The organism is Leucobacter shiyiweii (assembly GCF_052446065.1).
Taxonomy (GTDB): Bacteria; Actinomycetota; Actinomycetes; order Actinomycetales; family Microbacteriaceae; genus Leucobacter.
This window is the reverse complement of record NZ_CM127080.1, coordinates 846,284-858,403: the sequence shown is the minus strand read 5'-3', so window position 1 is coordinate 858,403 and position 12,120 is coordinate 846,284. Positions and strand designations below refer to the sequence as shown.

Genomic DNA, 12,120 nt, shown 5'->3' with positions numbered 1-12,120 from the left:
TCGCCTTTGCCAGACAAAACCGAGCCTACGCTGCGGCTACCACGTTGACGACCTTGCGGCCGCCCTTTGCGCCGAACTCAACTGCGCCAGCAGCAAGTGCGAATAGCGTGTCGTCACCACCGCGACCGACGTTGGCGCCGGGGTGAAAGTGGGTGCCGCGTTGACGAACGAGGATCTCTCCCGCGCTCACCTGCTGACCGCCGAAGCGCTTCACACCGAGACGTTGTGCGTTGGAGTCGCGACCGTTGCGGGTCGAGCTCGCGCCCTTCTTATGTGCCATCTGCCTGTCTCCTTACGAAATCTTTGGGCTCGGGTTACTTAATTCCGGTGACCTTGATGCGGCTCAGGTCTTGACGATGACCCTGGCGGCTCTTGTAACCGGTCTTGTTCTTGTAACGCTGGATCACGATCTTCGGGCCGCGAAGATCGTCGAGCACCTCGGCGGTGATCTTAACCTTTGCAAGCTTCGCGGGATCGGTGGTTACCTGATCTCCGTCAACGAGAAGGAGGGCGGGCAAGTCCAGCTTGCCGTTGGCATCACCGGTTACCCGATTGACGGTCAGGATCGTACCGACCTCGACCTTCTCCTGCCGGCCGCTTGTGCGCACTACTGCGTAAACCAATTGTCTACCTTTTCCTCGAGAACGTTCTTCCGCCGAACCCGGCAAGGCCGGGACGTGTCGGGGAGAGCGCGCAACGCGCTCCATGCAAGAGACCCCTCAATATTTGAGCGGCACCAACGGTCAACTTTATCGCAAACCTGCGGCACGGTCAAATGGGGCGGGGTCGGCGTGTTACACCTCGCCCTGAGACGTATCGACTGTGGGCGTGGAAGCAGCGTTGTCTACCCGAATTGCTGGCGTGCTCACTCGGCGACCGCGACTGCGGCTCCGGCCCGGCTCAGGTGCGGGAGGAAGTGCGTCTAGCACCGAACCGAGCAGGTCATCAGGCGAACTGGACGCGAGCGAACTCTCCGAGCTCGCTCGCCGGCTCCGATTCGCACGGCGTCCAGCGGTTTCCACCACGAGCTGCTCCAGCAGTTCAGCTGCTTCTGGCGTGGGGGGCTGTGCTGCAACGGACGTTGGTTCAGCCGTCCCCAAGTTCCTGGGCTCGCTCGCACGGCCAGAATCCTGCCCCACACGCGACTGTCCCCCGCGCGACTGGTTCTCTCGTCGCTGGGTCTCTCGCGACTGGGTGTCCCGTGGCTGCGTCTCCCGCGATTCACCGCTCTCTGACTGGCCGCCGGTCTCCTCAAGATGCTCTTGGGCACCAGGTATCGTCTTCGCAGCGATCTTGGCCAGCATGTTGCGCGACTCATCGGTGATGGCGTGGGTGTGAGTGTTCGGCGCCTGCTGCGTCGACGAGTTGCCTCGGCGCTTTGTTCGTGGGGTCGGCGAATCCGCACTGCGGTGACGATTCACGGGCTCATGGTGCACGATTATCCCGCGACCGGCACACACCTCGCATGGCTCGCTGAATGCTTCCAGGAGTCCGAGACCCAGCTTCTTTCTTGTCATCTGCACAAGTCCGAGTGAGGTGACCTCTGCAACCTGGTGTTTCGTGCGATCGCGACTGAGGCACTCCACAAGACGACGCAGCACGAGATCCCGGTTGTTCTCGAGCACCATGTCGATGAAGTCGACCACAATGATCCCGCCGATGTCGCGAAGGCGAAGCTGACGCACGATTTCCTCGGCCGCTTCGAGGTTATTCATGGTGACGGTCTCTTCGAGATTTCCACCGGAACCAACGAACTTTCCGGTGTTGACATCAACGACCGTCATCGCCTCGGTGCGATCAATCACGAGCGATCCCCCTGAGGGCAACCACACCTTCCGGTCGAGTGCCTTAGCGATCTGCTCGGTGACTCGGTACTCGTCGAAGATATCGCGGCTCGTGGAGTACTTCTCGACACGCTCCAGCAACTCAGGCGCGACCTGCTCGAGGTAGCCGGTGATGGTCTCGTGGGTATCATCTCCCGAGATAATCAGCTTGTGAAAATCTTCGTTGAAGACATCACGAACGATCTTGATCAGCATGTCGGGTTCGGAGTGGAGCAGCACAGGACCGCCGCCCTTCGAGACACGCTGCTGAATCGAATCCCACTGACGCGTCAGGCGCTGCACGTCGTTCGTGAGCTGATCTTCGGTCGCACCCTCAGCTGCAGTGCGCACGATGACGCCCGCACCCGTGGGCAGCACTTCCTTCAGGATCTTCTTCAGTCTGGCCCGCTCAGTGTCTGGGAGCTTGCGCGAGATACCGTTCATGGCGCCACCAGGTACGTACACCAGGAACCGACCGGGAAGTGAGATCTGGCTGGTCAGACGGGCGCCCTTGTGACCAATCGGATCCTTCGTGACCTGAACGAGCACCTGGTCGCCCGGCTTCAGCGCATTCTCGATACGGCGAGCCGAACTGGTGCCTTCAAACTCCGACCAGTCGACCTCGCCCGAGTAAAGCACCGCGTTGCGACCGCGACCAATGTCGACGAACGCTGCTTCCATGCTCGGCAGCACGTTCTGCACGCGACCGAGGTACACATTGCCAATAATTGACGATTCACTCGAACGTGCAACGTAATGCTCGACGAGCACCTTGTCTTCGAGCACTCCGATTTGGATGCGATCCGCAGTGGTCCGCACAATCATCTGTCGGTCGACTGACTCACGACGCGCGAGAAACTCGGATTCGGTAATTACCAGACGCTTGCGTCGGCCCACATCGCGCCCCTCACGGCGACGCTGCTTCTTCGCTTCCAGGCGAGTGGATCCCTTGACTTTCTGAGGCTCTGTGATCAGCTGAGCCTGTCTGGCTGGTTGCCTAGGCGTGTCCTCCTCGCCGGCTGATTCGGGGCCGTTCCGCCGGCGCGTGCGACGTCGGTTCGCGGGTACCTCTCGATCGTCGAAGTCGTCGTTCTCAAACACCTCTGCGCGCTCGTCGCGCCCGGACCGCGTGAATTGACGATCGAGGATGTCATCGAGTTGGCGGAGCTCGGTGCGGCGTTGACGCGGCTGTACCGGTGGAACGTCGGGTGCCAGGAAGATCAGGCGGGTCGTCGCGCGGAACCGCTCCTCGGGTGTCATTTCTGAGAGAGGAAGCACGAGAGCCGGGGCAGGCACGATCTCAGGCTCTGCCTCAGGCGTTACCTCGTTCTCAGTTTCTACAGCAGCCTCGGCTCCAGTTTCAACAACGGGCTCACCCTCAGCCTCGACGGCCAATTCTGGCTTAGCGAGAGCTGCTGGCTCCGCGATAGCCTCTGGCTCCGCGCTCGCGTCCGGCTCGGCAGCGGCTTCGGGTTCGACAACTTCGGGCCCTCTGGGCGCTGCAACTTGGGCGTCAGCGACTCCGTCAGTATCGGCATCGTCAGTGGAAACGGTTTCAAATTCGGGTTCATTCACCATTGCTGGTGTACTCCTCTGCCCAAGACGCGCTGCGGCATCTTCGGGAAAATCTCTTGCAGCGTGGCCGCCGCGAATACTGTGCTGCGCGAAGCGGATGCCTCGTGCTTGGTCGCCCTGCGACCAAAAAAGACTGTCGTACCGAGCGTCTTCATAACACCAGGTAACGGTGTCCATTATGTCACGCGGAAGCAGGGAACGCGCAGTACATCGCAGTAGGATCGTCGGCATGAGCACAGCGCCCCGCCCGACCGCACGCCCGGTCGGCTTCGCGATCCTCTCGATTCTTCTCGGTGTTGTCGGCTGGTTCGCTTCATTCGAACTGCTGACCGAATACATCAAGACCCTGCAGAGTCCGAGCCACGTTCCAAACTGCAACATCAGCGTCCTGGTGACCTGTGGGCCGAATATGGGCTCATGGCAGGGTTCGATTCTCGGCTTCAGCAATACCATCATCGGAGTCAGCGCATTCGTCGCGCCGATCGCCATCGGTGTCGCGCTGCTTGCAGGTGCACGCTTTAACGCCTGGTTCTGGCGCCTCTATCAGCTCGGGCTGCTCGGCGGGTTTGTGTTGGTGTGCTGGCTGCAGTACCAGAGCGTCTTCGTTCTGGGCACGCTGTGCCCATGGTGCATGGTGGCCTGGGTGGCCATGATTCCGCTGTGGTGGTCTGGGCTCGCACACCCCTACGCAACCGGAGCCATTCCACTCTCAGTACGCGGACGCCGCTTCTTCCGGTCCCTGAACTCGTGGATATGGGTGATCGTGCTGGTCAACTTCTTCATCGTGGCCGCGATCGCACAGTTTCAGTTAAATTGGTTCGCCGAGTTTACGCGCGGCTAAGCGTTCATTCCGAGCGCGGCGACTCACCCGAGAGTCGAATCCAGAGTTCGTCGGCCTGAGCCAGAGTCTCCGCTTCAGCACCACCGGTGTCAATGATGACATCGGCAATCGCCCGGCGTTGCTGATTACTCGCCTGACTCGCAATCCGAGCATCGGCTTCTTCTCGCGCCATGCCGCGCAGCGTGATGAGACGTTTCAGCCGCACTTCGGGATGCGCCTCGGCAACCACCACAAGATCGAACGGGATCGCCGCTCCACCCTCCGCGAGGAGCGGCACGTCGTATACGACCACTGCGTTCGGGTCGCTTGCCTCCGCTGCAGCAACACGCTGCGCGGTGAGTTCCCGAACCGCCGGGTGCACGATCGCGTTGAGGGCGGCTAGTGCGTCCTGGTCGCCAAACACGATGCGTCCAAGTGCCGGACGGTCGAGTGTTCCATCTGCGGAAAGGACGTGGGGACCAAATCGATCCACAATCTGAGAGAGCGCTGGCGTATCAGGCGCAACCGCCTCGCGGGCAAGCTGGTCAGCGTCGATGTGCACCGCGCCATGCTCTGCCAGCCGACGTGCAATTGTGGACTTGCCCGCGGCAATACCCCCGGTGAGCGCAATGAGTTTCATGACAGCCACCCTACCGACTTCGAGAAACGCCAAAGGCCTGGCCACGGAGCGAACCGTGGCCAGGCCTTCAGAGATGAGGGTTAGTTGCCCTCGAGACGCGCCTTCAAGGCTGCAAGTGCCTCGTCGTCAGCAAGCGCACCGGCCTGCGGCTCGCTCGAGTAGCTTGCCGCACCTGAATCGGTGCTGGCGGGGGCCTCAGCAAGCTCGATGAGCGACTGGCCCACCTGCTTCTTGTGCGACTCCCACCGAGCCTGGGCTGCAGCGTACTCCTGCTCCCACTTCTCGCGCTGGGTCTCGAAGCCTTCCTTCCACTCCTGGGTCTCAGGATCGAAGCCCTCGGGGTACTTGTACTCACCGTTGTCGTCGTACTCTGCGGTCATGCCGTAGAGCGCGGGATCGAACTCGGTGCCCTCGGGATCGACGCCCTCGTTCGCCTGCTTCAGGCTGAGCGAGATACGGCGACGCTCGAGATCAATGTCGATGATCTTGACGAAGACTTCCTGACCGGCCGAAACGACCTGCTCAGCAAGCTCGACGTGCTGACCCGACAGCTCCGAGATGTGCACGAGGCCCTCGATGCCATCTGCAACTCGCACGAACGCGCCGAAGGGCACGAGCTTGGTGACGACACCCGGTGCGATCTGGCCGATCGCGTGGGTGCGTGCGAAGACCTGCCAAGGATCTTCCTGGGTGGCCTTGAGCGAGAGCGAAACGCGCTCGCGATCGAGCTCGACCGAAAGAACCTCGACGGTGACATCCTGGCCCACCTCGACAACGTCGGAGGCGTGCTCGATGTGCTTCCAGGAGAGCTCGGAAACGTGCACGAGGCCGTCCACGCCGCCCAGATCGACAAACGCGCCGAAGTTGACGATGGAGGAAATGACACCCTTGCGAACCTGGCCGGGCTTGAGATCTGCAAGGAAGGACGAACGGCTTGCCGACTGCGTCTCTTCAAGCAGCGCGCGACGTGACAGCACAACGTTGTTGCGGTTCTTGTCGAGCTCCAAGATCTTGGCTTCGATCTCCTGACCCAGGTAGGGCGTGAGGTCGCGGACGCGACGAAGCTCGATGAGCGACGCGGGAAGGAAGCCGCGGAGCCCAATATCGACGATCAGACCACCCTTAACGACCTCGATAACCGTGCCGGTAACCACACCGTCGGTTTCCTTGATCTTCTCTACATCGCCCCAAGCACGCTCGTACTGAGCGCGCTTCTTCGACAGGATCAGTCGGCCTTCCTTGTCCTCCTTCTGGAGCACGAGTGCCTCAACAGCGTCACCAACCTTCACCACCTCATCGGGGTTGATGTCGTGCTTGATGGACAGCTCGCGCGAGGGAATGACACCTTCGGTCTTGTAGCCGACGTCGAGGAGAACCTCGTCGCGATCGATCTTCACCACGGTGCCCTCGATGAGGTCGCCGTCGTTGAAGAACTTCAGGGTCTTCTCGACCGCGGCAAGGAAGTCTTCGGCCGAGCCGATGTCGTTAATTGCGACCTGCTTGCTTGCCTTTTCGGTCGTTGCATTCGTCATGTAATTGGTCTCCAGATGGACAGGGAATCAGGCTGGGCAGGATGAGGAGCACGAATGATTCGTGCAGATCAACGGTCGCCCCAGCATGTGGACATGGTTGAGTCGCCACAATTGTGACACCTCAGTCTATCGCGATGTGTGCCGGAAACCCAAGTCCGATGGTTTGAACACCAGGCCTGAACTGTCGCCTACCCTAGTGCGCGGCCGCATTCCAATTCGCACCTCGTCCGACCTGCACCTCCAACGGCACCGCAAGATCCGCGGCCCCACCCATCTCCTCGCGCACGATGACCTCCAAGTGCTCCCACTCACCGGCCGCAACTTCGAACATGAGCTCATCGTGAATCTGCAGCAGCATTCGCGACGACAGTTTCGCCTCCCGCATTCTTCGTTCGACCCCGATCATCGCGATTTTCATGATGTCGGCGGCAGTGCCCTGAATGGGAGCATTAAGTGCCGCGCGCTCAGCATTTTCGCGCAGCACCCGGTTCGGGCTCGCAAGGTCGGGGAACGGCCGACGCCGCCCAAACACCGTCTCCGTATACATGTCGCGCTTCGCCTGCTCAACCACCGACCGCAGGTAGTCACGTACTCCCCCGAATCGCTCAAAATAGTCGCTCATGAGCTGCCGCGCTTCAGCAGCCGAGATTCCGAGCTGTTTAGAGAGCCCAAATGCCGACAATCCATAGGCCAGGCCGTACGACATCGCCTTCACCTTTGAGCGCATCTCGGCGGTAACCTCAGCCGGGGGAACCCCAAAGATTCGGGAACCCACGAACCGGTGGAGATCCTCGCCCTGGATGAACGCGTCGATCAGCGCTGCATCTCCGGAGAGGTGCGCCATAATGCGCATCTCGATCTGTGAGTAGTCAGCCGTCATGAGCGCCTCGAACTCGGGCGCATGAATGAATCCTTCGCGCAGACGGCGGCCTTCCTCGGTACGCACCGGGATATTCTGCAGGTTCGGCTCGGTCGAAGCGAGGCGACCGGTGCTCGCGCCGATCTGCAGCAGGGTGGTGTGGATCCGCCCATCGGGCTGCACTGCCTTGATCAGGCCCTCAACGATTTGACGTAACTTATTGGCGTCTCGGTGCGCGAGAAGCGCATCAAGGAAAGGATGCGGATTCTTCGCTTGCAGGTCGGCGAGCGCAGCAGCATCGGTCGTATAGCCCGTCTGTGTTTTGCGGGTCTTCGGCATGTCAAGTTCGTCGAAGAGCACCTGCTGCAGCTGCTTCGGCGAAGAAAGGTTCACCTCTCGGCCGATCGCCGAGAAGGCGCGTTGCTCAAGTTCGGCCACCCGTTCTCGCAGCTCGGTCTCGTGCGCTTGCAGGAGCGGAAGGTCTATCTGCACCCCGCGATCCTCGAGTGCGGCCAGCACCGACACGAGCGGAAGCTCGATGTCGGTGTACATCGAGCCGGTGCGCCCCTCAAAGCGCGACACTGCGACTTCATGCACCCGCACCAGGTACCAGGCGAGAGCTTCGGGCCCGGCACCTGCTCCGGTTTCGGGTAGAAGCTGATTCGGGTCGGCCTTAGGCACCTGTTCGCCCAGGAAACGGAAGACGGCTTCGTCAAGGGTCTTCTCGGGAGTGGCCGGCCGGAGCAGCCAGGAGGCGAGTAGCACATCGCCTGCGATGCCCCCGAGGGCCACCCCGGCCCTCGCGGCAAGCTTCAGCTGTGCCTTCGCGTCGAAGAGCACCTTGGGAGAATCTGAGGCCAACCATTGCTCAAACTGCAGATAGTCTCGGCCGCCCGGCTGCCAATGCACGAGGACGGTGGTTTCGGGGGTGGCGATGCCAACCTCGATCACGCCACCGATTTCCGAAAGGACAAGGCCCGGCTTGTCGACCTTCGCGAGCCAGTCGCCGAGCTCCTCATCGAGCAGCAGCTTCGCTTCGGGAAGCGCGGGGGTCAGCGACGTGGCGGCCGCGGCGACGCCATCTGTCGCGTCGATTCCGGCGAGCTTTCCTACGCGCTGCAACAGGGTACGAAACTCAAGTTTCGCGAACACCTGCTGCACAGCTGCCATATCGATGTCGCCACGACCCAACTGATCAACAGTGAGGTCGAGATCAACGTCACGCACCAATCGGTTGAGACGACGATTGCGTTCAGCGAGGTGGGCGTGTTCCCGTAGGCTCTCGCCCACTTTGCCGCCAATTTCATCTTGACGCCGAAGGATCTCCTCAAGCGAGCCGAACTGGTTGATCCACTTCACTGCGGTTTTTTCCCCGACCCTGGGTACTCCCGGCAAGTTGTCACTCGTCTCCCCGACTAGCGCTGCAATTTCGGGATACTGCTCGGGCTTGATGCCGTAGCGCTCCATCACCTTTGCCGTGTCATACCGCGTCAGTTCGCTGACGCCCTGCTTCGAGGGGTACAGCAGGGTAATGCGGTCGTCAACGAGCTGAATCGTGTCACGGTCGCCGCTCACCACCAGCACGCGATATCCCGCTTCGGCCCCTTGGGTCGCAAGGGTAGCCAGAATGTCGTCGGCCTCGTAGTTTTCTTTCTCTATGGTGCGGATCCCCATTGCGTGCAGCGCCTCTTGTAGCAGTGGCACCTGGCCTTTGAACTCGGCGGGTGTCTCACCACGTGTGCCCTTGTATTCAGGGTATTCCTCAGTGCGAAACGAATGCCGGGAAATGTCGAAGGCCACCGCGATCGAATCGGGTTGCTCAGCCCCGAGAAGGTTGATCAGCATCGCAATAAAACCGTGGATCGCGTTCGTGTGTTGACCGGACTGCGTTTGAAAACTGTCGACCGGCAGCGCATAGAACGCGCGAAAGGCCAGGGAATGGCCGTCGATGAGCATGAGGGTAGGCTGAGTATTCGACACGCCCTAAGCCTACAAGCCGCCTTCCCGGGGCGCGCCGGTCGGGCCGCAGACGTGAGGCAATAACCGGCGCGAGGAAGAGACCACTGTGACGCTACCCCGAGCAGAAACCCCCCGTATAGGCACGCCAGCCACTGATCCGGTGCTTCCTGGCACCGCACCGGTGGAATCGTCGGATCAGGCGGAAGGTCGCGCCTTTTTGCGTAGGTTCGGAGTGGGCGCCCTCGCCGAGCGGATGGGGATCGAGTTCATTGAGTTCACGCGGGAGCGAGCGGTCGCTACCATGCCTGTTCTCGGCAACACGCAACCGATCGGTTTGCTGCACGGTGGAGCCTACGTGGTGTTAGGTGAGTCACTTGGCTCAACTCACGCGGCATTCGTCGCTCCCGCCGGCACAGTCCCCGTCGGTATCGACATCAACGCGACGCACACGGGCTCAGCAACGACCGGTGAAGTCACCGGGGTGTGCGTACCGATTCACCTGGGGCGCACGCTCGCGGTACACGAGATTGTCGTGCGCGACGACACTGGCAGACGCTGCTCTACGATTCGCATCACAAATCTGTTCAAGCAGTTGGACCAGAGCAACGCCACTGCCTGAAACGACGAACACCCCGGTCAGTGACCGGGGTGTTCGTCTCGCCGCTGCGTGCTACTTGGGCCCGAGCTGGTCGATGATGGTCTTCGCCACGTCTTGCATAGTGAGACGCCGATCCATCGACGCCTTCTGAATCCAACGGAACGCTTCGGGCTCGGTGAGGCCCATTTTGTCGTTCAGGATGCCCTTCGCGCGATCCACCAGCTTGCGGGTCTCGAAGCGCTCAGCGAGGTCGGCAACTTCACTTTCGAGTGCGACAATCTGCTGGAAACGCGAGAGCGCGATCTCGATGGCCGGGATAAGGTCGGCCGGAGTGAACGGCTTCACCACGTAGGCCAACGCGCCGGCCTCACCCGCACGCTCGACCAGCTCACGCTGGCTGAACGCGGTGAGAAGCACGACGGGAGCGATGTGATCCTTGTTAATGATCTCGGCGGCCGAGATGCCATCAAGCTTCGGCATCTTGACATCCATAACAACAAGGTCGGGACGCAACTCGGTTACGAGCCGCACCGCCTCCTCACCGTCGCCAGCCTCACCGACAACATCAAAGCCATTGTCGCGAAGCGTTTCAACGATGTCGAGACGAATCAACGATTCGTCTTCTGCGACGACGACACGACGTGCCGCGCCGGGGGAAGAAGTCTGCTCAGTCATTGTTTTAGTTTAACGGTGCCGGATGGGGGACTTGAACCCCCACGCCCGAAGGCAACGCATTTTGAGTGCGCCGCGTCTGCCAATTCCGCCAATCCGGCAAATGGTCGGCGACCCGAGGGCCACTTTCCACCTGTGCAACACTACCGCATCTAGAGCGGAATACTTCCCCGCCCAATCACATGCTGCCGCGGTCCCGCCTCATCGAGCAGTCCCATGCTCTCCCCCATGCGGTGAATTCGCAGCGTGTTGGTGGATCCGATGGTTCCGGGAGGCGAACCGGCGATGATGAGCACCTTCTCTCCGATTTCCACCCGATCTGCGTCGAGCAGCACTTTGTCGACCTGCTCGAACATCTCATCCGTCGAGCCCACCCTCGGCACCTCGTAACTCCGTGCACCCCACGTCAGTTCCATCCGGCGGCGAATTGACCGGCTCGGAGTGAACCCGATGATCGGGATCGGCGTGCGGAGGCGTGACATTCGGCGTACGGTGTCGCCCGATTCTGTGAACACGCAAATGTACTTGGCCCCGATAAATTCGGCCACCTCCGCGGCGGCCAGCGTGAGCACCCCGCCCTGCGTGCGCGGACTGGTGCGGAGGGCCTCGATGCGGTCGAGCGCGTGATCTTCCGTAGCCTCGATAATGCGAGCCATGGTCGCGACGGCGGCCACGGGGAATGCGCCCACGCTCGTCTCACCCGAGAGCATCACCGCATCGGCACCATCGAGCACCGCGTTGGCACAGTCCGACGCTTCCGCGCGGGTGGGCCTCGGGTTTTCAATCATCGACTCCAGCACCTGCGTGGCAACGATGACGGGCTTCGCCATGCGGCGGGCGACAGCGATCGCCTCGGTCTGCACGAGCGGCACCTGCTCAAGCGGCATCTCTACACCCAGATCTCCGCGCGCGACCATAATGCCGTCGAACGCATCAACGATGGCTTCCAGATTGTCTACCGCCTGCGGCTTCTCGATCTTCGCGATGACGGGAAGCTTGATCCCCTCTTCAGCCATGATCACGTGCACGCGTGTGATGTCTGCCGCGTCACGCACGAACGACAGGGCGATGTAATCGACCCCAAGTTTGAGCGCCCACCGCAAATCGGCTTCGTCCTTCGTCGAGAGCGCAGGGACGTTGACCGCCACACCGGGCAGGTTGATTCCTTTGTTGTTCGAAACGGACCCGGGAATCTCGACCACCGTGTGCACGGTATCTTTCGTTACGCGCACCGCACGCAACCCCACCTTGCCGTCATCAATCAACAGCGGATCGCCGACGCGCACGTCGCCCGGAAGACCTGAATGGGTCGTACTACAGATCGTCTGGTCTCCAACGATGTCACGTGTGGTGATGGCGAATTCATCACCCTCAGCGAGCTCAAACGGGCCGGCCGCAAATGTTCCGAGACGAATCTTCGGGCCTTGAAGATCAGCGAGTACGGCGATCGGCCGACCCACCTCGTTCTCAGCGCGCCGAATATTGCGGAAGATACCCTCGTGCACATTGCGTGTGCCGTGTGACATGTTGAGCCGCGCAACATTCACCCCAGCACGAATCAACTCAAGTGTGTGATCGTAGCTCGAGACTGCGGGTCCCCAGGTTGCGACGATCTTTGCGTGGCGCATGGCCTGCCTTTCGT

10 protein-coding genes and 1 tRNA gene are annotated in these 12,120 nt (G+C 61.2%); 2 read left to right on the top strand and 9 right to left on the bottom strand.

Annotation, left to right across the window (positions count from 1 at the left end):
- Window positions 1–25: 25 nt before the first annotated feature.
- The 3 genes from rpmA to ACTNFJ_RS04065 form a co-directional block, all read right to left on the bottom strand.
- The gene (rpmA, locus tag ACTNFJ_RS04075) at window positions 26–280 is read right to left on the bottom strand and encodes a 50S ribosomal protein L27 (RefSeq protein WP_433646537.1); all 255 of its coding nucleotides are present in this window, start codon (window positions 278–280) and stop codon (window positions 26–28) included.
- Between the two features lie 34 nt (window positions 281–314).
- Window positions 315–623 carry a 50S ribosomal protein L21 gene (gene rplU, locus ACTNFJ_RS04070; protein WP_435906908.1) on the bottom strand — a complete coding sequence of 103 codons (309 nt, stop codon included), beginning with the start codon at window positions 621–623 and terminating at the stop codon, window positions 315–317.
- Window positions 624–794: 171 nt separating this feature from the next.
- Window positions 795–3,401, bottom strand: a complete 2,607-nt coding sequence (locus tag ACTNFJ_RS04065; protein WP_435906909.1) for an Rne/Rng family ribonuclease — start codon at window positions 3,399–3,401, stop codon at window positions 795–797.
- 226 nt (window positions 3,402–3,627) lie between these two features.
- On the opposite strand from ACTNFJ_RS04065, the gene ACTNFJ_RS04060 reads away from it, so the two are divergent.
- Window positions 3,628–4,239 carry a vitamin K epoxide reductase family protein gene (locus ACTNFJ_RS04060; RefSeq protein ID WP_435906910.1) on the top strand — a complete coding sequence of 204 codons (612 nt, stop codon included), beginning with the start codon at window positions 3,628–3,630 and terminating at the stop codon, window positions 4,237–4,239.
- A gap of 4 nt (window positions 4,240–4,243) precedes the next feature.
- Here ACTNFJ_RS04060 and coaE read toward each other — a convergent pair whose 3' ends face one another.
- The 3 genes from coaE to polA form a co-directional block, all read right to left on the bottom strand.
- Window positions 4,244–4,858 (bottom strand): dephospho-CoA kinase, encoded by a 615-nt coding sequence (gene coaE / locus ACTNFJ_RS04055; RefSeq protein ID WP_435906911.1) that lies wholly within the window; start codon window positions 4,856–4,858, stop codon window positions 4,244–4,246.
- Window positions 4,859–4,938: 80 nt separating this feature from the next.
- Window positions 4,939–6,390 carry a 30S ribosomal protein S1 gene (rpsA, locus tag ACTNFJ_RS04050; RefSeq protein ID WP_435906912.1) on the bottom strand — a complete coding sequence of 484 codons (1,452 nt, stop codon included), beginning with the start codon at window positions 6,388–6,390 and terminating at the stop codon, window positions 4,939–4,941.
- Between the two features lie 193 nt (window positions 6,391–6,583).
- Window positions 6,584–9,205 (bottom strand): DNA polymerase I, encoded by a 2,622-nt coding sequence (gene polA, locus ACTNFJ_RS04045; RefSeq protein WP_435907005.1) that lies wholly within the window; start codon window positions 9,203–9,205, stop codon window positions 6,584–6,586.
- Between the two features lie 184 nt (window positions 9,206–9,389).
- Between polA and ACTNFJ_RS04040 the strand changes: the two genes are divergently transcribed.
- Window positions 9,390–9,827, top strand: coding sequence for a hotdog fold thioesterase (locus tag ACTNFJ_RS04040; protein WP_435907006.1), 438 nt, complete (start codon window positions 9,390–9,392; stop codon window positions 9,825–9,827).
- A 51-nt stretch (window positions 9,828–9,878) separates the two neighbouring features.
- Here the strand turns inward: ACTNFJ_RS04040 and ACTNFJ_RS04035 are convergent, their stop codons facing one another.
- The 3 genes from ACTNFJ_RS04035 to pyk form a co-directional block, all read right to left on the bottom strand.
- Entirely contained in the window at window positions 9,879–10,481 is a 603-nt protein-coding gene (locus ACTNFJ_RS04035) for an ANTAR domain-containing response regulator (RefSeq protein WP_433646542.1), read from the bottom strand.
- A gap of 16 nt (window positions 10,482–10,497) precedes the next feature.
- A tRNA-Leu gene (locus tag ACTNFJ_RS04030) sits at window positions 10,498–10,579 on the bottom strand.
- A 51-nt stretch (window positions 10,580–10,630) separates the two neighbouring features.
- Window positions 10,631–12,106 carry a pyruvate kinase gene (pyk, locus tag ACTNFJ_RS04025; RefSeq protein WP_435906913.1) on the bottom strand — a complete coding sequence of 492 codons (1,476 nt, stop codon included), beginning with the start codon at window positions 12,104–12,106 and terminating at the stop codon, window positions 10,631–10,633.
- Between the last annotated feature and the right edge of the window lie 14 nt (window positions 12,107–12,120).

Excerpts from the sequence above, each read along its gene's own strand:
- rpmA (WP_433646537.1), bottom strand. The coding sequence starts at position 280 with ATGGCACATAAGAAGGGCGCGAGCTCGACCCGCAACGGTCGCGACTCC.
- ACTNFJ_RS04065 (WP_435906909.1), bottom strand. The coding sequence starts at position 3,401 with ATGGTGAATGAACCCGAATTTGAAACCGTTTCCACTGACGATGCCGAT.
- ACTNFJ_RS04060 (WP_435906910.1), top strand. The coding sequence starts at position 3,628 with ATGAGCACAGCGCCCCGCCCGACCGCACGCCCGGTCGGCTTCGCGATC.
- coaE (WP_435906911.1), bottom strand. The coding sequence starts at position 4,858 with ATGAAACTCATTGCGCTCACCGGGGGTATTGCCGCGGGCAAGTCCACA.
- rpsA (WP_435906912.1), bottom strand. The coding sequence starts at position 6,390 with ATGACGAATGCAACGACCGAAAAGGCAAGCAAGCAGGTCGCAATTAAC.
- polA (WP_435907005.1), bottom strand. The coding sequence starts at position 9,205 with ATGCTCATCGACGGCCATTCCCTGGCCTTTCGCGCGTTCTATGCGCTG.
- ACTNFJ_RS04035 (WP_433646542.1), bottom strand. The coding sequence starts at position 10,481 with ATGACTGAGCAGACTTCTTCCCCCGGCGCGGCACGTCGTGTCGTCGTC.
- pyk (WP_435906913.1), bottom strand. The coding sequence starts at position 12,106 with ATGCGCCACGCAAAGATCGTCGCAACCTGGGGACCCGCAGTCTCGAGC.